At 60.1% G+C, this 20,389-nt stretch carries 21 protein-coding genes; 11 read left to right on the forward strand and 10 right to left on the reverse strand.

Going from position 1 to position 20,389, the window contains the following annotated elements; translation table 11 throughout:
* The first annotated feature begins 10 nt into the window (after window positions 1-10).
* Window positions 11-772, forward strand: a complete 762-nt coding sequence (locus tag P3S72_RS09740) for a CHAD domain-containing protein (protein ID WP_247401550.1) — start codon at window positions 11-13, stop codon at window positions 770-772.
* A 90-nt stretch (window positions 773-862) separates the two neighbouring features.
* Window positions 863-1,660, forward strand: a complete 798-nt coding sequence (locus P3S72_RS09745; protein ID WP_276197157.1) for a thioesterase family protein — start codon at window positions 863-865, stop codon at window positions 1,658-1,660.
* A 3-nt stretch (window positions 1,661-1,663) separates the two neighbouring features.
* Here P3S72_RS09745 and P3S72_RS09750 read toward each other — a convergent pair whose 3' ends face one another.
* From P3S72_RS09750 to P3S72_RS09760, 3 genes are all read right to left on the reverse strand, one after another.
* Window positions 1,664-2,026, reverse strand: coding sequence for an Mpo1-like protein (locus P3S72_RS09750; protein WP_276197158.1), 363 nt, complete (start codon window positions 2,024-2,026; stop codon window positions 1,664-1,666).
* Between the two features lie 109 nt (window positions 2,027-2,135).
* Window positions 2,136-3,617, reverse strand: a complete 1,482-nt coding sequence (locus tag P3S72_RS09755; RefSeq protein WP_276197159.1) for a methyl-accepting chemotaxis protein — start codon at window positions 3,615-3,617, stop codon at window positions 2,136-2,138.
* Between the two features lie 96 nt (window positions 3,618-3,713).
* Entirely contained in the window at window positions 3,714-4,520 is an 807-nt protein-coding gene (locus P3S72_RS09760; RefSeq protein ID WP_276197160.1) for a TatD family hydrolase, read from the reverse strand.
* Window positions 4,521-4,756: 236 nt separating this feature from the next.
* Between P3S72_RS09760 and P3S72_RS09765 the strand changes: the two genes are divergently transcribed.
* The 3 genes from P3S72_RS09765 to P3S72_RS09775 all read left to right on the forward strand — a co-directional run bounded on the left by P3S72_RS09765 (window position 4,757) and on the right by P3S72_RS09775 (window position 7,291).
* Window positions 4,757-6,184 carry a transglycosylase SLT domain-containing protein gene (locus P3S72_RS09765; protein ID WP_276197161.1) on the forward strand — a complete coding sequence of 476 codons (1,428 nt, stop codon included), beginning with the start codon at window positions 4,757-4,759 and terminating at the stop codon, window positions 6,182-6,184.
* Between the two features lie 103 nt (window positions 6,185-6,287).
* On the forward strand, window positions 6,288-6,722 hold the full coding sequence (locus tag P3S72_RS09770) for a DoxX family protein (RefSeq protein ID WP_276197162.1): 435 nt from the start codon (window positions 6,288-6,290) through the stop codon (window positions 6,720-6,722).
* A 260-nt stretch (window positions 6,723-6,982) separates the two neighbouring features.
* Window positions 6,983-7,291 (forward strand): class I SAM-dependent methyltransferase, encoded by a 309-nt coding sequence (locus P3S72_RS09775; RefSeq protein WP_276197163.1) that lies wholly within the window; start codon window positions 6,983-6,985, stop codon window positions 7,289-7,291.
* Window positions 7,292-7,295: 4 nt separating this feature from the next.
* On the opposite strand, the gene P3S72_RS09780 is transcribed toward P3S72_RS09775, so the two are convergent.
* Genes P3S72_RS09780 through P3S72_RS09790 form a run of 3 tightly spaced genes read right to left on the reverse strand, consistent with a single transcriptional unit; the run spans window position 7,296 to window position 10,651 of the window.
* The gene (locus P3S72_RS09780) at window positions 7,296-8,987 is read right to left on the reverse strand and encodes a Gldg family protein (protein WP_276197164.1); all 1,692 of its coding nucleotides are present in this window, start codon (window positions 8,985-8,987) and stop codon (window positions 7,296-7,298) included.
* Window positions 8,988-9,002: 15 nt separating this feature from the next.
* On the reverse strand, window positions 9,003-9,728 hold the full coding sequence (locus tag P3S72_RS09785; protein ID WP_276197165.1) for an ABC transporter permease: 726 nt from the start codon (window positions 9,726-9,728) through the stop codon (window positions 9,003-9,005).
* Window positions 9,725-10,651, reverse strand: coding sequence for an ABC transporter ATP-binding protein (locus tag P3S72_RS09790; protein WP_276197166.1), 927 nt, complete (start codon window positions 10,649-10,651; stop codon window positions 9,725-9,727). Before P3S72_RS09790 ends, P3S72_RS09785 begins: the two co-directional genes overlap by 4 nt.
* Window positions 10,652-10,908: 257 nt before the next feature.
* On the opposite strand from P3S72_RS09790, the gene P3S72_RS09795 reads away from it, so the two are divergent.
* Window positions 10,909-12,072, forward strand: coding sequence for a hypothetical protein (locus P3S72_RS09795; RefSeq protein WP_276197167.1), 1,164 nt, complete (start codon window positions 10,909-10,911; stop codon window positions 12,070-12,072).
* A gap of 125 nt (window positions 12,073-12,197) precedes the next feature.
* Window positions 12,198-12,671, forward strand: coding sequence for a transcription elongation factor GreB (greB, locus tag P3S72_RS09800; protein WP_177033332.1), 474 nt, complete (start codon window positions 12,198-12,200; stop codon window positions 12,669-12,671).
* Between the two features lie 44 nt (window positions 12,672-12,715).
* On the opposite strand, the gene P3S72_RS09805 is transcribed toward greB, so the two are convergent.
* Together P3S72_RS09805 and P3S72_RS09810 are read right to left on the reverse strand one after the other, a co-directional pair.
* Window positions 12,716-15,226 carry an ABC transporter permease gene (locus P3S72_RS09805; protein ID WP_276197168.1) on the reverse strand — a complete coding sequence of 837 codons (2,511 nt, stop codon included), beginning with the start codon at window positions 15,224-15,226 and terminating at the stop codon, window positions 12,716-12,718.
* The gene (locus tag P3S72_RS09810) at window positions 15,226-15,909 is read right to left on the reverse strand and encodes an ABC transporter ATP-binding protein (RefSeq protein WP_010176179.1); all 684 of its coding nucleotides are present in this window, start codon (window positions 15,907-15,909) and stop codon (window positions 15,226-15,228) included. Before P3S72_RS09810 ends, P3S72_RS09805 begins: the two co-directional genes overlap by 1 nt.
* A gap of 10 nt (window positions 15,910-15,919) precedes the next feature.
* On the opposite strand from P3S72_RS09810, the gene P3S72_RS09815 reads away from it, so the two are divergent.
* The 3 genes from P3S72_RS09815 to P3S72_RS09825 all read left to right on the forward strand — a co-directional run bounded on the left by P3S72_RS09815 (window position 15,920) and on the right by P3S72_RS09825 (window position 17,932).
* A complete protein-coding gene (locus P3S72_RS09815; RefSeq protein WP_276197169.1) occupies window positions 15,920-16,525 on the forward strand; it encodes an arylesterase in 606 nt (201 codons plus the stop codon).
* A gap of 58 nt (window positions 16,526-16,583) precedes the next feature.
* Window positions 16,584-16,877, forward strand: coding sequence for a hypothetical protein (locus P3S72_RS09820; RefSeq protein ID WP_247401699.1), 294 nt, complete (start codon window positions 16,584-16,586; stop codon window positions 16,875-16,877).
* 86 nt (window positions 16,878-16,963) lie between these two features.
* Window positions 16,964-17,932, forward strand: coding sequence for a L,D-transpeptidase family protein (locus P3S72_RS09825; RefSeq protein ID WP_276197170.1), 969 nt, complete (start codon window positions 16,964-16,966; stop codon window positions 17,930-17,932).
* A 139-nt stretch (window positions 17,933-18,071) separates the two neighbouring features.
* On the opposite strand, the gene P3S72_RS09830 is transcribed toward P3S72_RS09825, so the two are convergent.
* Window positions 18,072-18,323, reverse strand: a complete 252-nt coding sequence (locus P3S72_RS09830; protein ID WP_247401697.1) for an Lpp/OprI family alanine-zipper lipoprotein — start codon at window positions 18,321-18,323, stop codon at window positions 18,072-18,074.
* Window positions 18,324-18,934: 611 nt separating this feature from the next.
* Here P3S72_RS09830 and P3S72_RS09835 point away from each other — a divergent pair.
* Complete coding sequence (locus P3S72_RS09835) at window positions 18,935-19,216, forward strand: GNAT family N-acetyltransferase (RefSeq protein ID WP_003189869.1); 282 nt, start codon at window positions 18,935-18,937, stop codon at window positions 19,214-19,216.
* A gap of 64 nt (window positions 19,217-19,280) precedes the next feature.
* On the opposite strand, the gene P3S72_RS09840 is transcribed toward P3S72_RS09835, so the two are convergent.
* A complete protein-coding gene (locus P3S72_RS09840; RefSeq protein WP_276197171.1) occupies window positions 19,281-20,357 on the reverse strand; it encodes a 3-deoxy-7-phosphoheptulonate synthase in 1,077 nt (358 codons plus the stop codon).
* Between the last annotated feature and the right edge of the window lie 32 nt (window positions 20,358-20,389).

A 20,389-nucleotide genomic window follows, 5' to 3' on the forward strand; every position in this document is an offset into this window, starting at 1 on the left:
GGAGTAAAGCATGTCAGCTTTGGTAGATCAGTTAGTCGCTCAGGTCATCGGCCTGGAAGTTGGGTTACTGAGCTGCCAGGCTCGGCTCGCCGCCGTCACCGACGATGAGGCCCTGCATGATTTGCGCACCACCGTGCGGCGCCTGCGCAGCCTATTGCGGCCTTTGCGCGGGTTGCCGGGCGTCGAACAACTCGAATTGGCCGCCCGCACCGTCGGCCAATTGACCACGCCGTTGCGTGATCGTGAAGTGCTGGCCGCGTATCTGCTCCAGCATGGTCACCCTGCCGCCGCCGACCGTCGCCTGCGCCTGCAACCCGATGCCTATCGCCACGTCGCGCAGGGCCCGGAATTGGCCCACCTGCTGCAAATCCTCGATGCATTCCCGCGTTTTATCCGTGCGTCGCAACACCAGAAATTGCTCAAGGGCCTGCGCCTGCGTATCGACAAACGCCTGGTCAAGCAATGGCGCAAACTCGATGACGCCCTGCAGGACCCAAGCCACGATCGCCATCGTCTGCGTTTGTTGATCAAGCGCGTGCGCTACGCCGCCGAAGCCTACCCCGAGCTGGACAAACTCCCGGCCAAGGCCATGTCGCGCTTGAAAGAAGCCCAAGGCGCCCTGGGCGATTGGCATGATTGCTGGCAGTGGCTGGTCCAGGCTGAACATCAAGCCGATCTGCAGCCGTGTGTCACGGTATGGCGTCGCACCATGGCCCAGGCCGAAGGCGAGGCGGATCGGGTGCTGGACAAACTCAGCGAGGATTGTTTCTGAACCGGTCCGGTTTTTGGCCGGAATAGGCGCTGTACCTGGCGGGCACGCTGGTTAAGATCGCACCTCTGGTCTTTTTGATGTGAGGTCGCCATGCGCTTTAGTGATTTGCTCGACGCCGCCCGTAGCCACCCTCAGGCGGTCACCATCCCCGCCGAATGGGCACAGGGCCGCGCGAGCTTTGGTGGCCTGGTGGCCGCATTGCAATACGAGGCGCTGCGTGCCCAAGTCCCCGCCGACCGGCCTTTGCGCTCGTTGGCAATCACCTTCGTCGGCCCGGTAGCACCGGGTGTGCCCGCCAGTTACCAAGTCGAAGTGTTGCGCGAAGGCAAGGCCGTCAGTCAATTGCTTGGCCGGGTGGTGCAGAACGGCGAAGTGGCGACCCTGGTCCAGGCCAGTTTCGGTGCCTCCCGTGAGTCGCAAGTCGTGGTGGCGAGCGAACCGCCGCCGACCTTCAAACACTGGGAGGAATGCCAGGAGCTGCCTTACATCCAGGGCGTCACCCCGGAGTTCATGCGGCACCTGGCGATGCGCTGGAGTGTCGGCGGCTTGCCGTTTACCGGCAACACCTCCCGCGACATGGGCGGTTGGGTGCGGTTGCGCGGCGATGTGAAAGAAGAGCCGCTGACCGAGTCGCACATCCTCGCCCTGGTGGATGCCTGGCCGCCGGCCGTGCTGCCGCACCTTAGAAAGCCCGCGCCGGGCAGCACGCTGACCTGGACCATCGAGTTTATCCAGCCGCTGCAAGACCTGAGCACACTTGACTGGTGCCAGTACCACGTCACCATCGAACACGCCCGCGACGGCTACGGCCATGCCGCCGCCGCGCTATGGAGCCCGGCCGGCGAGTTGATCGCCATCAGCCGCCAGACCGTGGTGGTCTTCGCCTGACCCTCAGTGCTGGTGGCGCTTACGCCAGGCGCGCCACCAGCCGCCGCTCAACACAAAGCGCGGGAAGGTCACGAACTGCTCGACCACCAGGCGTTGGACGGCATCTTTACGATCACTGAAGGGTTCACTGGCCTGGGCTTCCAGGTTGTGGCCATGCCGCTGCAGCGCAAGGCCGGCCAGGATACCGACAACGCCCACGGCCAAACTGGCCAGGCTCAGGCTGAACACCCCGGAAACGACCAACAGAAACCCGATGATAAACAGCGGCACCGCGATCATGTGCAACGCCAGGTTGGTCGGGTGCTGGTGGTTTTGCGGGTACTGACGCCATTGCCAGGCGGGGAGATTGGGATGACGTTTGCCCATGATGGTGAATCCTCTGTCCGTTGAAACAACTTGAACAGAGTTTAGGTCGGGTAGGGTGGCGCGGCGAATCAAGGCTGGCTATGGGGGTCATAGCCTCGCCTTGTATTGCTTATAGCTTCAACTGCCCGATCGCTTTGCTTAGCTCCCCGGCCAACGTGGCCAGTTCATTGCTGGTGGTTGCGGAATCGACAGTTTGTTGCACGGTGTTTTCGGTCACATCACGAATACTCACGACTGCGCGGTTCATCTCTTCGGCGACATGGCTCTGTTGCTCGGCGGCGACGGCGATCTGGGTGTTGCTTTCGCGCATCTGCGCCACGGCGCCGGTGATTTCGGCCAGTGCGGCGCCGGCTTCCTGGGCTTGTTGCACGCAGTCGTCGGCCTTGAACGAGCTTTCCTGCATGAAGTCCACCGCATCGCGGGTGCCGGCTTGCAGCGCCGAGACCATGTGGGTGATTTCGTCGGTGGAGGTTTGCACGCGCTTGGCCAGGTTGCGCACTTCGTCGGCGACCACCGCGAAACCGCGGCCCATTTCCCCGGCGCGGGCGGCCTCGATGGCGGCGTTAAGCGCGAGTAAGTTGGTCTGTTCGGCGATGCTGTGGATCACGCTGACCACACTGTTGATTTTCTGGCTGTCTTCGGCCAGTTTCTGGATCATTTCGGCGGTCTGTTGCACGCCGCTGGACAGCCCGGCGATCGAACGTTGCACCCGGTCTACCACTTCGCGGCCGCTGCCGGCGAGGGTGTCGGCGGTCTGGGACAAATCGCGAGTGGCGCCGGCGTGCTGGGCGATGTGGTAGACAGTGGCCGTCATCTCGTTGATGGCAGTGGCGGCCTGGTCGGTTTCGCTTTGCTGGCCGAGCATGCCGTGCTGCACCTCGTTCATGCTGCTGGCCAGCCGTGCGGCGCCTTCATCCAACTGCTTGGCGGTGCGGGCCACGGTGTTGACCACCCGCTGGTAGCCGGCTTGCATGGCGTTGAACGCGCTGGCCATCTGGCCGACTTCATCTTTGCAGGCCAGTGGGACACGCGCCGACAGGTCGCCGGTTTTCTCGACATGCAGCATCACGTCCTTGAGGGTGTTGAGTTGGCTGAGCAGGAAGCGGATCAGCAACTGCGACGCGCAGAGCATTGCCAGCATCAGGATCAGCACCGCTACGGCGTAGTGGGTGAAGCGTTCACTGAACACCTGGCTCAGGCTTGGCGCGTAAGCGAGCACTGCGATCTGTTGCCCGTCGGCGCGGGCGACCACTTCAGCGCCCATCAACGGGTTTTCGCCGAACAATGGCAGGTGATTGAGTTCGACCCAGCCGCTGGCACTGCTCAGGTCTGACAGATCTAGATCGGCCAACTGTGGGACTTGACCACGGGCAAACGTCAGCCAAGCCTCACCCTTGGGCAACGCCTTGTCGGTCGGCCAGGCGCTGAGCAAGCGCGCCTGAGCTTGTGCAGAGGTCTGGGACGCCTGGCTGCGCGACTGCTGTTCGAGATGCACGGCGTATAACACCAACAGCAGCGTGGTGATAAAAGCGACCGCATTGACGGCCCAGAATTTGTACTTCAGCGAGATATTGCTAAGCCAGGCACCCATGGAAGGTTTTCTCTGATCGCGGAAACAGCATTGGCAAGGTGCCATTATTGTGCCGTTACTCAGAAAAGTCACTTTGATATGGGTCAATGCGTCGCATCAAACCACGATGGGCAGCCCGAAAAAGGCGCGGGCGCAGGCGGTGCTGTGTTGGGCCAGGTCTTCCAGGCTTTCGTTGCGGTGCAGAGCAACTTCGCGCAGCACCTCCGGCAGGTAGGCCGGTTCATTGCGGCCGTTTTTCGGCTTGGGCCGCAGGGTGCGCGGCAGTAGGTAAGGCGCATCGCTTTCCAACATCAGGCGGCCCCGAGGAATTTCCCTGACCAGTGGATGCAGGTGCGTCCCACGGCGCTCGTCGCAGATCCAACCGGTGATGCCGATGTGCAAGTCAAGGTCGAGGTAGCTGAACAGCGCCTGCTGCTCGCCCGTGAAGCAATGCACCACGGCGGCGGACAAGTGATCACGGTAATCCTTGAGGATCTCCAGCAGGCGCTGGTTGGCGTCGCGTTCGTGGAGAAATACCGGCAGTTTCAGTTCGACGGCCAGGGCCAGGTGTTCTTCGAGGACTTTTTCCTGCTGCGGGCGCGGGGAAAAATCGCGGTTGAAATCCAGCCCGCATTCGCCCACTGCACGCACGCGGCTGTCGTTGAGCAAACCGCGTAAGCGTTGGGCGCTGTCGCCGTTCCAGTCGCTGGCGGAGTGGGGGTGGATGCCGGCGGTGCAGAACAGCCGTTGGCCGCTTTCATCGAGTTTTTCGCACAATTGCAGGGCCTGTTCGCTGCCGTCGACACGGGTGCCGGTGAGCACCAATTGTTGCACGCCGGCGGCATAGGCGCGCTCGAGAACGGCCTGGTGCTTCTCGTCGAAACTTGGGTTTGTCAGGTTGACGCCGATATCAATGAGTTGCATGGTGCTATCTCCGCCTGCGGACGGAAAGCATATCAGAGCTGTAGATTTATAAGAAAAACCTAGAACTACAACGAGTTATAGCTGTCTTTGAACGTCGCAAGCGACATTGTGGTGGGTCTATCGCCTGCCCTGGTGCCGCCGTTGCGTGCTTTGTCAGCGCATAAAGCGCTCTGTTTCTGACCTCCAGTCCCTCGTTTTTCGCGAAGGTGCTGGCCAGTATTCTTTCCGGAGAGCGGATGATCCGACCCTCGGCGTTACTTATGTTGTGCCTGACGTTATTGCTGCCCATGGCGGCGGTCGCGCGGCTGGACGGGCCGCTGGAAGTGACCAAGCCGAGCAAGGTCCGCGACCTGGCCGAGATTCGCTCCAGTCGTACCCTGCGCGTACTGGTCAACCAGAGCCGCAACAGTTCCGGTGAAATTCAGGGCCAGGCCATTGGTGTCGAATACCATCGCCTGCGTGCGTTCGAGCAGTACCTCAACGACCAAGCCCGCGATGGCCAGAACATCAATCTCAAGATCATCCCCAAGGCCAAGGGGCAACTGCTCGGCGCGCTGGCGCGTGGCGAAGGCGACTTGGTGGCTCCCGGAGAATTGCTGGAAGTAAAGGCCGCGCACAAGATCAGCGCGAGCGACCCGATCGCCAGTGGCGTGCCGTTATGGCTGGTGGGGGTCAAGGGTGAGCGGCGGTTTACCAAGTTGGAGCAGCTATCCGGGCGCACCCTGGCGCTGACCACCGGCAGCGCGGCGGCGGATGCGATCAATCAGGTCAACCAGAAGCTGGCCCTGCACAAGCAGCCGCCAATAAAGGTGGAATGGGTCGACCCGAGCCTGGCGGTGGAGGATGTGCTGGAGATGGTCCAGGCCGGCATCTTTCACCTGACCATTGTCGAGAAGCCCATCGCTGAACGTTGGTCGAAGATCCTGCCCAAACTGCGCTTCGACAAACAGGTGGCGATCAATGAGCCGGGCGAAGAGTACTGGTTCGTGCGGCAGGACGCCGCGATGCTGCGGGCAAGTATTGATCGCTTTCTCAAGACCTACCGCACGCCCTCCGACCAGGACGTGGCGTTTCAGCGCATTTATCGACGCCTTTACCAAGTGCGCAACCCGCTGGCCCGCATCGACCGCCAGCGCCTCGAGAAACTGCGTCCGGTCCTGCAAAAACATGCGCGCGAGCAAGGCATGGATTGGTTGAACCTCGCTGCGCTGGCCTTCAAAGAGTCCGCCCTCGACCCAGGTACGCGCAGCAGCGGTGGGCCGACCGGCCTGATGCAGATCACACCTTCGGCCGCGCAGCGGGTGGGCGTGAACAATATCGAGAATCTCGACAGCAATGTGCAGGCGAGCGCGCGTTACCTGTCGATGATCCGCCGCAAGTTTTTCGCCAGCCCCAAGCTCAACGAGCGCGAGCGCATGGCTTTCGTGCTGGCCGCCTACAACATGGGGCCGGAACGCGTGCAAGGCATGCGTACTGAAGCCAAGCGCCGTGGGCTTAATCCCAATCAGTGGTTCTTCCAGGTGGAGCGCATTGCCATGGAGCAGGTGGGGATGAGCGCCGTCAGCTATGTGAATAGCGTCAATAAGTACTACCTGGCGTTTGATCGGGAACGGGACTCCCTGGAGCCTTCGGCGTTGGAGCCGAAAATCGCCTCACGCAAGTGATCGATTTTATTGATATTAATCAGGCGATTTTTCGGCTTTTATCATTGTATAAACTGATTAATATAGCGGCCAACCAACCCCTACTTTGAAAAGGATTATCACCATGAGCCCACTGATCAAAAGCATCCTGTCCACCCGCGCCGGCTATGGCCTGACCGTTCTGCGCATTGTTGTCGGTATCATCTTCGCCGCCCACGGTTCGCAAAAACTCTTTGGCTGGTTTGGCGGCTACGGCCTGGCGGGCACCGCGCAGTGGATGGAAAGCATTGGCCTGGCGCCGGGCACCTTGATGGCCTTGTTGTCGGGCGGTACCGAGTTCTTCGCCGGCCTGGCCCTGATCATCGGTCTGCTGGCGCGCCCTGCGGCATTGGGCCTGACTTTTCTGTCGCTGGTGGCGATCTTCTCGGTGCATATCCATAACGGTCTGTTCATGGCGAACAACGGTTATGAGTTCGCCCTGGCCTTGCTCGGCGGCTCCCTGGCCGTCCTGTTCGAAGGTGCTGGCAAACTGTCTGCCGACCGCGCCATCGCCAACTGATCGCCCTGTATCCCCTGGAGAAGGCCCGCCATGCGCGGGCCTTTTCGTTGCGCGGGATTCTTGACACCGCCCCATCGGCTTCTCTAGGATGTTGGTTATGCGCCGATTTAAACAGCTAATTGCGGGGCGCCACTGGGACTCGATGCAGCCCGACAGAAGCCAGCTCTGACTGAAGACGCAGGCTTCGAAATACCGCTAAAGCGCTGGTTCGGTGTTGCCTCTCACCTGCCCGCAGACTTTTGAGGCAGAGACACGACACGATGAATGCACCACACCCCCTCATACGCCTGGCCCCGATCACTGCGGACCTGAATCAACGCAATCCAAGAATTCTCCTCGGCGGCAAGCACCAGCCGACGCTGTTGCGTTACCTGGATGGTTGGCCGCGGCGTGGCGGGCGGCCTTCGGCGTTCCTGATCCAGTTTGTCGAAGATGGCGATTCCCTGGGGCGCTTTGCCAGCAACAGCTTTGACCTTGCGGTGATCCAGGCGCCCAGCGCCAGAGATGCTGCCGAGGTGATTCATCAACTGACGCGCATTGCCCGGCAAGGCTTGATCGCGCGGCGCTGAGCCCTCAATAGAACGCCGACGGTGGCACCGGACAACGACGGCGACGCCATTGAAATAGCCCCCAGGCAATCAGGCCCAGCAGTGCCGGCAACGGCACAATCACCAGCAGTTTTATGTTGCGCTCCAGGCGCTGCACCGGCGCGTGAAGGGCGTTTTTCAGCGCATGCAGTTCCATCGGTAAACGCAGGCGCTCTTTGTTGAGCGCTTGCAACTGGGTGTTGGTATCGACAGCCTCGGTGCCCAGGGTCGTGCCCTCAGGGTTGAGGCGCTGCCATTCCTTTTCCGTTTGTACCAGGCGCCGTTCCAGCTCGGTGGCCTGATCCTGGTAGGCGCGCTCGGCAGCCTCGCGGCGCTTCTCCAGCAGGTTCAATGAGTGGCCCGCCACTGCACGCGGGCGAATATTCGCAAGGGCCTGCGGTGCTGCGAGGTTATCCAGAGTGTTTACTACAAACAGTTTGTTAGCGTTTTGCGCGGAACCGCTGGGTGGCTCGCTCAACATATCCGTATCGGCCACCACTACCACTTGGATCTGCGTCGCCTTCTGCCGCCCCGGCGGCTGCCCGCCAAATCCGTCAGCAAACGCTGAATAGGCTGGCCCTTCGAGTCGGGCAGCGATCACATGACGCTCGCCACGCGTGGGGAACGCGCTGTCTACGGCGCTTGAATCCAGCAGTAACGACTGTCTGGAACTGCGCAGCAGTGGCGTGAAGGTGGCCCGGCTTTTATCCAGGGAGAACAGGGCGCCGCTGTTCGACACGGTCACCGTGTCCAGCTTCCAGGTGCTGACATCATCGGTATTCATCGCTTGGCGTGGCAGGGTGAAGGTGGCCGGTTGATGTTCCGATGGGGCATAGGTGCGGTCGACCAGTACCTTATTGCTCGGCATGCTGACCCCCCAGCCGGCGAGTAACCCGTCTAGTCTGGTCGCCGAGGGTGTTGCCTTTGAGTCGCCTTTACCGAGGGGGTCGATAAACATCAGCAGTTTGCCGCCGTTAAGGACGAATTGGTCAATCGCGTACAGCGTTTTCTCCGGCAGCTCGCGGGGGTTTATGAGCATCAGGGTTTTGATCCGCGAGGGGACATGATCTGCAGTCGGCTCCAACTCCAGTAGGTCGAAATGTCGGTGCAATTCCAGCACCAACGGTTCGATGGACGCGTCTGCCGGTAACCCGGATAACAGTCCAATGACCGCAGGCTCGGGATGCAGCAACTGGGTGATCAGGTGGCTGATTTCATACTCCAGCAACGGTTCGTTCTCTGGGTTGAACGATTCGATGCGTTGTGCGGCTTGGCCCTCCCGCGTGCCGATAAGACCGAAGAATCCCGGTTGATCGCGTAGTCCATATAATCCTGCTTTGTAGGCATCCTCTGAAAAGGGAGCAGGATCGATAATGTGCAGATTGATCCTGCCGTTTGCTGCGTGTTCGAAAGCCCTCAGTTTTTCTTCAACGCGTTTAGCATAGTGTTTCAGGATGCTGCTTTTTTGTGCCGGTAGGCTTGAATTGAAATAGTAGAAGTCCAGTGGGCTTTCCAGTGTGGTGAGTAAGTGCACTACCTCGGGTGACAATGTGTTGGTTTTTTGTTGAGAAAAATCCTGGCGTAGATCGGGAAATTTGACTGCCCATACCAAGTTGAATGCGAGGAACAAAAGCAGTATGACGCTAAGTGTCATGCCGGTGCGCAATGGATATCGCATCGAGAGTGTTCCTTCTCAGCTGTTCTTGTAGTTGAGGATTGCGGTCGTCGCAGCAAGAAAAGCAATGATCATGCTGATGAAATACGCGCAGTCCTGAAAGGTAAGTGTCCCGTGGTCAATCAGGCCAAAACGTAGGAGTGGGCTGAGAGACGTCAAACTATCGATGATCCAGATGGGCGCTTGACGCTCAAGTGCATCCAACACCGAAGACACACCGCTGGCCAATAACAGCAAGCTCAGCGTCAATATGAAAATGGCCAGGCGTTGGCGGGTCAGTGCGCAAATAAAAACACCGACCGATAGATAGCTCCCGGCTAATAACCAACTGGACAGAAATTGTGAGGCAATGACCGCGTTGTCCGCAGTGCCGAGCAAGTTGACAACTGTCACGATGGGAAATGTCAGCAATAGTGCCAGGCCCGCCACGACCCAGGCAGCGAGGAATTTTCCAATAACCAGTTCCGCGGGCCTGACAGGCAGGGTTTTCATGAAATCGCCAAAGCCGGTCTCGTTCTCATCCGCCCAAAGTTGAGTCGACAGGGCAGGGATCAGTAACAGGTACAACCAAGGGTGCCATTGAAAAAAGCCCTGCAAGTCGCTGCTGCTTCGCTCCAGCAATGGGCTTGTGTGCAATCCCAGTAAGGCGGACAGCACCAGGAATAGCGCAATGCTCAGGTAGGTGGCAGGTGCCGATAGATAGCTGGCAAGCTGGCGTTTGAAAACAGGTGGCAGCAGGTTCAATGGGATGCCTCCTGGCTCAGGTGGTGAACGACATCGTTCAGGCGACCTGGCTCCAGATTCAGTGAGTGTATTTCCCAGCGCCGGTTGGCAATCAATGCGCAGATGGCGGGGTAGATGGAGTGTCCCGGCATGGCGAGAACGGTCACCGTGCCTGGACCGTGCCGGTCTTCTTCGATACCTGCCACGCCGGGCAGCACGGCGAGTGCCAACAAATCCAGGGCCGACTTCGCCGCCAGGGTGACCGCCCGGAAGTGCCGGGAGCTGCGCTGTAGCTCGGGCATTGGGGTGTCCGCCAGCAGGCGACCGCCGCCAATGACCAGGGCACGGGTGCAGACGCCGGCCAGTGCTTCGCAATCGCGTGAGGCGACGATAATCGTCATCTCGTCGGCCAATGACTGGATAAGCGTGCTGATCTTCCCTTGCTGATGGGGCGCCAAGCCTTCGCCGGGTTCGTCCAGCAGTAGCACGTCGGGGTCGTGCAGCAGGGCTTGGGCAAATGCGACTTTGCGTTTCAGGCCTGGCGGAAGCGTGTTGATCGGGTAACCGAGGACTGGCCAGAGTTCGAGTCGGCTGGCGGCGCGATCCACCCGCCTGCGCTTCTCCGCGCCCTGGAATCCACGAACGGTGGCGATGAAGCTGAGCAAGTTCTTGACTGACAGGGTCGGGTGGTTGACGCCGGATTCGGGTTGATAGCCTATTGCCTTGCGTGCCTGATACCCATGGGTTTGTGTATCCAGCCCCAAAATCCGCACCTGCCCCGAGGAGGGCTGGGTGGCGCCGGCGATCATCTTCAAAAGTGTAGTTTTACCTGCCCCCTCCAATCCAAATAACCCAAGGCACTCTTGGCGTTTGGCAGAAAATGAGACATCGTTGATTACACTCTTTTTGTTCAAGTATTTTGTGAGGTTGCTTATCTCGATCATTATGCTTTTCTATTCGGTGGGTAAGGCAAGAAGAATGAAGAGGCAAGCGCCTTTATTGAGTGATACAGGGCTCGGGTTTAAAAATGGTACGTTCAATGCATCGTGCTTGGAAGCACTGAAGTATATTAATAAGAGAAGTCCTACGTTCAGTCGATTAGCGCGCTGAAACAATCGTTGAGTGATAAATGCATGTTGATGGTCGGATGTTTATCTGATGTTTATATACGCTTTGCTTGTTGTTATGAGGCCCGATTACTATGATGCTTCTACGTACCCTAGTTCTTGAACGCTCGGGTGAGGATACGCCGGTCAACGGCGCTCTGCTCTGTGGTTTTGCTATACCCCAGATCGCGTCGAACTTTCTTGTGTACAGTCTGGATGAAGAAATAGAGCCGGGTAGTTCCCGGGTATATGTCGCAGCATTACGTAGGAAAGTTGAACGGTACTTCTTGGGCGGGGTGGATGCTCAGGAAGATCTGCAAGTTGCGATGCGGGTATTTAAACAAATACTGACCCTGGCGGCGTCCGGTACCAAATCGGGGAGTGTAGGTGACGGCCAGGTTCCTTATCATTTTGTCGATTTGAAAGGCTGCAAGTTGCCGCCCGCCAGGCCCGAAGATCATCATTCAATGAACATCAAGAAAGCCTTGGTGATGAAGGTGATTACCTTGGGGACGTCTTCCCCAGCGTCAGAGGCTATTGAAAGTCCTACGCTGATTGTCCCGTCCATTCGTTTTTCTTCTCGAATGGTCTCGGCTCCCAAAGTGACGAAGGAGCCTGAAAAGGTCTCGCCCGTGATGATCCAGGGGCCGGCTCAACCTCCGCAGCAGGCGCCAGAGGTCTTGGCGCCAAATGAATCGCTGGCCGTTGTGGTTGCACCCAGTGCGCCGCCGGCATTGAGCGAACAGGCGGAGCAAAATTCGCTGTTCGAGGTGGATAGCACCTTGACCAACCTCGCGCGCGTCGCCCAGGAACTGACCCAGCAAAAACTCGCGATGCAAAAGCGCGAAGAGGTGCTTGAGCAGCGCCAGGTTCAGCTGCAGCAAGGGCTGGCGGAGCTTGAGCAAAAACGCCAGGAGCTGACCCGTCGGATGGCGCAGGAGGAGGGCGCCCTGCAGTTGCAGGCTCAGGCGCTGGAGGGGCGTGAGGCACAGTTGGCAAATGCCTTGGGTGCGCAGCAGCAAGGGCAGCGCCAAATGGATGAACGCGCCCGCGTCCTGGAGGAGCGGGTCACTCAAGTCGAGGTGCAAGAATTACGGGCGCGCCAGAAGGGTGAGACGTTGGCGGCGTTGCTCGTGCAGTTACCTGGGTTGCGCCAGAATGTGCAGGCCGTCCTCTTTGAACTCGACCAGGCGTTGGACGGCCTGGCGAGAAATGAGCCGTTTCAACCCAGCAGCGATCTTGGTGCAATCCACTTGTGATGCGAGGCGTCGGCGGGTCTGGCTACTTTCGCCCGTTCATTTATCATCACTCTCTGTTCGTCGACGCCGGGCCTTCAAGCTGCGGCGTATTGGAATCAATGGACATTGCCTGGGGATGCACGCGTTTGAGTACCAAGCTGATTACCAAAGAAGGTCATGAAGCGCTGAAGAAGGAGTTGGATTACCTGTGGCGCGAAAAGCGTCCGGACACCACGCGCAAGGTGACTTGGGCCGCCTCCCTGGGGGATCGCAGCGAGAACGCGGACTACCAGTACAACAAGAAGCTGCTGCGTGAGATTGATCGGCGGGTACGCTACCTGCGCAAGCGTCTGGAAGACATGCGCGTGGTGGAGTACATGCCCGAGCAGGAGGGGCGGGTATTTTTCGGTGCCTGGGTCGATATTGAAAACGAGCAGGGCGAGACCAAGCGTTTTCGTATCGTCGGCTATGACGAGATCTATGAGCGGATGGACTACATCTCCATCGACTCACCGATGGCACGGGCGCTGTTGCGCAAGCAAGTCGACGACGAGGCCATCGTGCAGACACCAAACGGCGAGGTGTGCTGGTGGATCACCGGTATCGAGTATGTGAAATAGGCAATCATGGCCCGCAGTCTTTGAAGCTGCGGGCCATCGTCCTTTCAACCTTCGCGCAATACCGTCAGCGGGCTGGCATTCAGCGCGCGGCGCGTCCCGAATACCCCGGCACCGCCGATCAGCACCGCACCGATCACCGGCAGCAGTAGCAACCACACGTGCGGGTGCCAGGCCAGGTCAAAGGCGTAGCGGTACAGCACCCATGTCACCAGCTCGGTACCCAGCGCTGCGAGCAAACCGCTGACCGCGCCCAGCAGGCCGAACTCGATGCGTCGGGCCTTTACCAGCAGCTTGCGCTCGGCGCCCAGCGCCCGCAGCAGCGCACCTTGGCGAATGCGCTCATCCAGGGTGGCCTGCAGGCCGGAAAACAGCACCGCCATCCCTGCCGCCAGCACAAATAGCAGCACATATTCCACCGCCAGCGTCACTTGGGCGAGGATGCTGCGCAGTTGCTCCAGCAGGGCCTCGACCTGCAGGATCGTGGCCGCCGGGAATGCCCGGGACAGGTCGACGATCTGCCGGTCATGGCCGGGGGCTAGATAGAAGCTGGTCAAGTAGGTGGCTGGCAGGTCTTTCAAGGTGCCAGGCTGGAAAATCATGAAGAAGTTGGGCTGGAAGTTATCCCAATTGATGGTGCGCAGGCTGGTGACCCGAGCTTCACGATTTTCGCCCGCCACCGTGAACACCAGATGGTCGTCGAGCTTGAGTTTCAGGCTTTCGGCGACCTTGGCTTCCACCGACACGCCCGGTATTTCATCACCCGGTTGCTGCGCCCACCAAGTCCCCGCAGTCAGGGCATTGCCCGGCGGCAGGTCGGCGGCCCAGGTCAGGCTCAGGTCGCGCTGTACCGCACGGTCGCCACTGGAGTCCTTGCTGACAATCTCCTGCACCGGCTCGCCGTTGACGCTGATCAGCCGGCCGGGCACCACTGGATACAGCGGCGCCGATTGCGCCTGCAGCTCGAGCAGGCGAGCACCAAAGGCGTCTTTGTCGGCGGGCAGGATATTCAGCGCAAAGTAGTTGGGCGCATCCTTGGGCAACTGGTTTTGCCAGGTGTCCAGCAATTCGCCGCGCAGCAGGGCGATCAAACCCATGGACAGCAGGATCAAGCCGAACGCCAGGGACTGGCCTGCCGCCGCCAGCGGGTGGCGCAGCAATTGGCCCAGGCCCAGGCGCCAGGGTAGGGACGCCCGGGCCAGCAGGCGGCGTAGGCTCTGCAACAGCAGCAGGAGCAGGCCACCGAGAATCAAGGCCGCGACCACGCCGCCGCCGAGCAGGGCGAAGGTCAGCACCAGGTCGAGGCTCAGGCGCCACATGATCAGGCCCAGGGCAAGCAGCGCCGCGCCGTAGACCATCCAGGTGCTGGACGGGATGGGCAGCAGGTCGCGTCGCAGTACGCGCAGCGGTGGTACGCGGCCCAGTGCCGCCAACGGCGGCAGGGCGAAACCGGCAAGGGCCACCAGCCCGGTGCCGATCCCGGCAATGGCCGGCAGTAGCCCACCGGGTGGTACGTCCGCCGGCAGCAGGTCGTGCAGGAAATAGAACAGGCCAAATTGCGCGAGCCAGCCGAGCAGGGCGCCGGCCAGGCTCGCCAACAGGCCGAGTACGCTGAGTTGCAGGCTGAACAACAGCATGGTTTCACGCCGCGATAAACCCAGGCAGCGCAACAGCGCACTGGCATCAAAGCGTCGGCTGGCGAAACGGTTGGCGGACAGCGCCACGGCCACACCGGCCAGCAGCACCGCCACCAGGCTGGCCATGTTCAGGTAGCGCTCGGCCTTGCCCAGGGCGCCGCCGATCTGCTGGTTGCCATCCCGGGAATCCTGCAGGCGCTGGTTGGCCGCGAGGCCCGGCTTGACCAGGTCGCGATAGGTTTGCAGTGCCGTACTGGCTGGGGCCCCGCGCCACAGTTCGCGGTAGCTGACGCGACTGCCAGGCTGGACCACGCCGGTGGCGTCGAGGTCGGCCAGGTTGATCATCACCCTTGGCGTGAGGCTGTAGAAATTGCCGGCGCGGTCCGGTTCATAGGTCAGCACGCGCGTCAGGCGCAGGGGCTTCATGCCCACGTCGATGCTGTCACCCACTTTCAGGTCGAGTGCCGTGAGCAGCCGCGCCTCCACCCAGGCTTCGCCGGGTTTCGGGCCGCCGCCTGGGGTTTCGTCACCGAACGGCGCGGCTGCGCTTTTCAGTTCGCCGCGCAACGGGTACTGCTCGTTGACCGCCTTGATGCTGGACAGCTGGATGCCGTTATCGGTGGCGATAACGCTGGAGAACTCGACGACGCGCGCGTGATCCAGGCCCAGTTCGGTCCCGGACCTGATTTGCTCGGGGCGCGCGGGTGAGCTGCCCTCGAGCACCAGGTCGGCGCCGAGAAACTCGGTGGCGCGCAACAGCATGGCGCCATTCAGGCGCGCGCCGAAGTAGCCGATGGCGGTGCTGGAGGCGACGGCCACTAGCAGGGCGAAGAACAACACGCGCAATTCGCCGGCGCGGGCATCGCGCAGCAATTGGCGCATGGCAAGGCTGAACAGGCGCAGCAGCGGCAAACGTGCCATCAAGGCTCCAGGGGCGCGACCATCAGGCCGGCTTCAAGGCGGATCAGGCGTCGGCAACGGTGGGCCAGGCGCTCATCGTGAGTGACCAGGACCAGTGTCGTGCCGCTTTCTTTATTCAGTTCAAACAGCAGGTCGCTGATGCGCTCGCCGGTATGGCTGTCGAGGTTGCCGGTGGGTTCATCGGCAAACAGCACGTCAGGTTCGGCGGCAAATGCGCGGGCGATCGCCACCCGCTGTTGCTCACCCCCGGAGAGTTGGCGTGGCGAGTGGGTCAGGCGTTGGCCCAGGCCGACCCGTTCGAGCAGGTGCCTGGCACGTTCGCGGGCGTCTTTGCGGCCGTCCAGTTCCAGCGGCAGCATGACGTTTTCCAGCGCGTTGAGGCTGTCGAGCAGTTGGAATGACTGGAAGACGAAGCCCACGTGTTCGGCGCGTATGCGTGCGCGCTGGTCTTCGTCGAGGGTGCTCAGGGCTTGCCCCGCGAGCGTGACTTCGCCACTGCTGGGCAGGTCGAGGCCGGCCAACAGGCCAAGGAGGGTGGATTTACCGGAACCGGAGGCACCGACGATAGCCAGGCTATCGCCCTTGTTCAGTTCCAGGCTCAGTTCGTGCAGGATAGTCAGTTCACCTTCCGCGCTGGGAACCACTTTGCTAAGGTTCCGCGCGGTGAGAATGCTTGCGCCCATGGAGAATCCGATGCGAATGTGGTTTTTGAGTGCTGGCCTGGCCTTGATGTGCATGGCCCAGAACGCAGCGGCGGGTACGGTCCTGATCGTTGGCGATAGTATCAGTGCCGGTTTCGGACTGGATACCAGTAAAGGGTGGGTAGCCTTGCTGGGACAACGGCTCAAGCACGAAGGTTTCGACGATGAAGTGGTCAACGCGTCCATCAGTGGCGACACCAGTGCCGGAGGCCTCGCGCGACTGCCGGCGGCGCTTGCAGAGCATAAGCCAGTCCTGGTGATTATCGAGCTGGGCGGCAATGACGGCCTGCGCGGACAGCCGCCGGCGCAATTGAAACAAAATCTTGCGTCGATGATCGAGCAGTCCCAGGCGGTCGGCGCCAAGGTGTTGCTGCTGGGCATGCAGTTGCCGCCTAACTACGGTCCGAAATACACCACGGCGTTTACCGGGGTCTACGCGGCGCTGGCCAAGGAGAAGAGCGTGCCGTTGGTGCCGTTTTTTCTCGAAGGCGTGGGCGGTCATCCCGAGCTGATGCAGGCCGATCAACTGCATCCTGCGGTCGGCGCCCAGGGCAAGTTGCTGGAAAATGTCTGGCCGACGCTAAAACCGCTGTTATGACGCTTTTCTACCGGCAGGCTTTCGGCTAAGGTGGCGCCCCCCCGATTTGGAGCCCTCGATGTCGCGTCCTGCCTGGTCCCTGTTTAATTACCAACTGATCGAGCCGGACGAACAGCTGGATCTGTTCGCCTGCCAGGAAGTCCGGGTGCATTTGGTCACGCGTCAATTGGAGCTGGGCGGCACGATCGATCGCACGCTCTGTGGCACGTTGTTGCCGGCTCAGCCACGCTGGTCGGCGGTGGACCGCTCGATCTTCCAGGACCAGCGCCTGTGCCCCCTGTGCCGTGCCATTCTGGAGTCGCAAAAGCGTGGCACGCCGCCGATCTGGCCGGAACTGCGCTTCGAGTTGTAAGGGGGGCTAAGAGCTTGCAGCTAGAAGTCCACTTCACGTATACAATCGTTTTTTACCTACACGTTGTTCTGCGAAGGATTTTCCGGATGTTGTCGCGCCTTTCCGTCGTCACCTGCTGCCTGTCTCTTGCCGCCCTGTGTGCGGCGGGTTCCGCGGCAGCCTTGCAGTTGCCCTTGCCGCCACCGGGTGAAGACATCGTTGGCCAGGTCCAGGTGATCAAGGCCAAGTACGAAGATACTTTTGCCGACCTGGGCAGCACCTACGACCTGGGCTACTCGGAGATGGTCGCCGCCAACCCGGGCGTCGATGCCTGGTTGCCGGGCGCTGGCACCGAGATCGTTTTGCCGACGCGGTTTATCCTGCCACCGGGCCCCCGCGAAGGCATCGTGATCAACCTTGCCGAGTACCGGCTCTACTATTTCCCCAAGGGCCAGAACGTGGTCTACACCTTCCCGCTGGGGATTGGTCGTGAGGGCTGGGGTTCGCCGGTCGCCCATACCACCATTGTCGCAAAAACGCCGAACCCGACCTGGACCCCGCCAGCCTCGATCAAGGCTGAGCATGCCGCTGAGGGCGACCCGTTGCCTAATGTCGTCCCTGCTGGCCCGGACAACCCTTTGGGCCCGTTCAAGTTCTCGTTGGGCACGCCGGGTTACCTGATCCACGGTTCCAACAAGAAGTTCGGTATTGGCACGCGTACCAGCCACGGCTGCTTCCGCATGTTCAACAATAACGTGCTGGAAATGGCCAGTATGGTGCCGGTGGGGACGTCGGTGCGGATCATCAACGATGCCTACAAGTTCGGTAACAGTGGTGGCAAGGTTTACCTGGAAGCGCATACGCCTCTGAACGATGACGGCACCCCCTCGGTGGTCGACAAGCACACGGCAGTGATCAACGCCCTGCTCAAGCGTGAAGACCTGGCCAATCATCTGCGGGTGAATTGGGATCAGGTGCGTGACGTGGTGGCTGCCGAAGATGGCCTGCCGACTGAAATCGGTATGCCGGGCCCGGCGCCGATGGTGTCGAGTACGCCGATCGACCTGCAGCAGTAAGCCTGCTTGATCCAAAGCCCGCCTCGGCCTTGCGCCGCGGCGGGTTTTTTATTGCCTGCCGCCGCAGGGCTCGCGAAATTCCGGCAATAAAAAAGCCGATCCAAAAATGGATCGGCTTGATAACAACCCCGAAGGATTATTACTTCTTGCTAGCTTTTTCAAGCATGCGCAGAGCGCGCTCGTTAGCTTCGTCAGCAGTCTGTTGTGCTTTTTGAGCAGCAGCCAGAGCTTCATCAGCTTTACGGTAGGCTTCGTCTGCACGAGCCTGGGAGCGAGCTGCTGCGTCTTCAGTTGCAGTCAGACGAGCTTCGGTTTCTTTGGAGACGCTGCTGCAACCGGTAGCCAGAACTGCGGCCAGGGCGATAGCAGAGAATTTCAGAACGTTGTTCATCGTGTTCCCCTTCAAGGAATTTCAATTAGATAGCTACTATCTCAGAGTGAGCTAATAGCCGGCGTACATACTACTCATTACTTGTAGTAAGTAAACTGACCTAGCGCAAGAAGCAAAAAAAAATGCCGTGCCGAATCTATTTTAGCTAATCTTTTGGAGGATTGTATAAAAAGTGTTCGGTTTTTTGCAGTCTGCTGAAGATTGGACCCCGCCTGAAAGGGCCGGCCCGCATGTGTCAAGCCTCCTAAATAGATGAAAATCTATATATCGGGGCTAACACTTTTGTACAGGTTGACTTTGCCAAACCCTGCATCTTTTGCGCATGTAGAGGTGACTTTAACAGCGCCAGTTCGTCTCAAGCTTCAACTGCCGGCAATGTTCAGGCTTTCGGTCACCGATTGATCGAGGCCCTTTCTATATCCGCCAGCGCCCGGGAGGACGAGTGCGTCTTGAGCAATTTCAGGATTGCTGCCTACTATTCTCTACGTGCTGGTTGTAAGCGCTCAAGGTTTTCTCGTTGTCGAAACCGGCACGGGGTGGCGTAGATGTTCCTTCGCCGGAAAAACATCGGTAAGGTAGGGGTCAGAATCCAAGACCCGCGAGGAGTAGTGATGAGCGAGGCGTTGTCCATCCACCATGACCAGGCTGGTCATCAGTTCGAGACCAATGTGGACGGTCATCGTGCCTACCTGACGTATATGGACCTCGGGAAACAAACCTTGGACATCTACCGGACTTTCGTGCCCAACGCACTGCGAGGCCGTGGTATTGCGGCCGCATTGACCGAGGAAGCCTTGAAGTTTGCCGAAGAGGCCGGCTACACGGTGATCCCGTCGTGCTCTTACGTCGAACGCTACATGGAGCGCCACCAGCGCCATGCCGCCAAGCTGTAAGGCATCAACCGCAGCATAAAAAACGCCGGGCTTAGCCCGGCGTTTTTGTATGCCCAGATCAGACTCAGGTACGTTTGCGTAGGGGCAATACTTCCTTGAGCTTGGCGTGCATGCTGCGCAGAGTGGTCTCGGTGGTCGACCAGTCGATGCAGGCATCGGTGATCGACACGCCGTACTGCAAATCGGCCAGGTTTTTTGGAATCGCCTGGCAGCCCCAGTTCAGGTGGCTCTCGACCATCAGGCCGATGATCGACTGGTTGCCTTCCAGGATCTGGTTGGCGACGTTTTCCATCACCAGCGGCTGCAGGGCCGGGTCCTTGTTGGAGTTGGCGTGGCTGCAGTCGACCATGATGTTTGGCTTGATCTTGGCCTTGTTCAGCGCCTGTTCGCACAGCGCAACGCTGACGGAGTCATAGTTGGGCTTGCCGTTGCCGCCGCGCAATACCACGTGACCGTAGGCATTGCCCTTGGTGGTGACGATGGAAACGCCGCCCTCCTGGTTGATACCCAGGAAGCGATGCGGGCTGGAGACTGATTGCAGCGCGTTGATCGCCACGGTCAGGCCGCCGTCTGTGCCGTTCTTGAAGCCCACGGCCGAGGACAAGCCCGACGCCATTTCGCGGTGGGTCTGGGATTCGGTGGTGCGCGCGCCGATGGCCGACCAACTGATCAGGTCCTGCAGGTACTGCGGGGAGATCGGATCAAGGGCTTCGGTGGCGGTGGGCAGGCCCATTTCGGCCAGGTCCAGCAGCAACTTGCGACCGATGTGCAAGCCGTCCTGGATCTTGAACGAGTCGTCCAGGTACGGATCGTTGATCAGGCCTTTCCAGCCGACGGTGGTGCGCGGCTTCTCGAAATAGACGCGCATGACCAAGTACAAGGTGTCGGACACTTCTTCGGCCAGCGCCTTGAGGCGCTCGGCGTATTCGTGGGCAGCCTTGAGGTCGTGGATCGAGCACGGCCCGATTACCACGAAGAGGCGGTGGTCGGTGCCGTCGAGAATGTCACGAATGACTTCGCGACCCTTGGTGACGGTCTGCAGTGCAGCGTCGCTCAGGGGTATTTCGCGCTTGAGCTGATCGGGCGTGATCAGGGTCTCGTTGGATTCGACGTTCAGGTCGTTGATCGGTAAATCAGCCATCGTGTTACTCGTCAGGGTCACGGGTGCCGGCC

It is taken from the genome of Pseudomonas sp. D3, from assembly GCF_029320995.1.
Taxonomy (GTDB): Bacteria; Pseudomonadota; Gammaproteobacteria; order Pseudomonadales; family Pseudomonadaceae; genus Aquipseudomonas; species Aquipseudomonas paraveronii.

Bases quoted from the DNA above. Each gene is read 5' to 3' on its own strand.
- P3S72_RS09820 (WP_247401699.1), top strand. From the start codon at position 16,584: ATGTCGCGTCCTGCCTGGTCCCTGTTTAATTACCAACTGATCGAGCCG.
- P3S72_RS09815 (WP_276197169.1), top strand. From the start codon at position 15,920: ATGCGAATGTGGTTTTTGAGTGCTGGCCTGGCCTTGATGTGCATGGCC.
- P3S72_RS09745 (WP_276197157.1), top strand. From the start codon at position 863: ATGCGCTTTAGTGATTTGCTCGACGCCGCCCGTAGCCACCCTCAGGCG.
- P3S72_RS09765 (WP_276197161.1), top strand. From the start codon at position 4,757: ATGATCCGACCCTCGGCGTTACTTATGTTGTGCCTGACGTTATTGCTG.
- P3S72_RS09790 (WP_276197166.1), bottom strand. From the start codon at position 10,651: ATGATCGAGATAAGCAACCTCACAAAATACTTGAACAAAAAGAGTGTA.
- P3S72_RS09795 (WP_276197167.1), top strand. From the start codon at position 10,909: ATGATGCTTCTACGTACCCTAGTTCTTGAACGCTCGGGTGAGGATACG.
- P3S72_RS09770 (WP_276197162.1), top strand. From the start codon at position 6,288: ATGAGCCCACTGATCAAAAGCATCCTGTCCACCCGCGCCGGCTATGGC.
- P3S72_RS09825 (WP_276197170.1), top strand. From the start codon at position 16,964: ATGTTGTCGCGCCTTTCCGTCGTCACCTGCTGCCTGTCTCTTGCCGCC.
- P3S72_RS09755 (WP_276197159.1), bottom strand. From the start codon at position 3,617: ATGGGTGCCTGGCTTAGCAATATCTCGCTGAAGTACAAATTCTGGGCC.
- P3S72_RS09805 (WP_276197168.1), bottom strand. From the start codon at position 15,226: ATGGCACGTTTGCCGCTGCTGCGCCTGTTCAGCCTTGCCATGCGCCAA.
- P3S72_RS09750 (WP_276197158.1), bottom strand. From the start codon at position 2,026: ATGGGCAAACGTCATCCCAATCTCCCCGCCTGGCAATGGCGTCAGTAC.
- P3S72_RS09830 (WP_247401697.1), bottom strand. From the start codon at position 18,323: ATGAACAACGTTCTGAAATTCTCTGCTATCGCCCTGGCCGCAGTTCTG.
- P3S72_RS09760 (WP_276197160.1), bottom strand. From the start codon at position 4,520: ATGCAACTCATTGATATCGGCGTCAACCTGACAAACCCAAGTTTCGAC.
- P3S72_RS09840 (WP_276197171.1), bottom strand. From the start codon at position 20,357: ATGGCTGATTTACCGATCAACGACCTGAACGTCGAATCCAACGAGACC.
- P3S72_RS09810 (WP_010176179.1), bottom strand. From the start codon at position 15,909: ATGGGCGCAAGCATTCTCACCGCGCGGAACCTTAGCAAAGTGGTTCCC.
- P3S72_RS09775 (WP_276197163.1), top strand. From the start codon at position 6,983: ATGAATGCACCACACCCCCTCATACGCCTGGCCCCGATCACTGCGGAC.
- P3S72_RS09740 (WP_247401550.1), top strand. From the start codon at position 11: ATGTCAGCTTTGGTAGATCAGTTAGTCGCTCAGGTCATCGGCCTGGAA.
- P3S72_RS09780 (WP_276197164.1), bottom strand. From the start codon at position 8,987: ATGCGATATCCATTGCGCACCGGCATGACACTTAGCGTCATACTGCTT.
- P3S72_RS09835 (WP_003189869.1), top strand. From the start codon at position 18,935: ATGAGCGAGGCGTTGTCCATCCACCATGACCAGGCTGGTCATCAGTTC.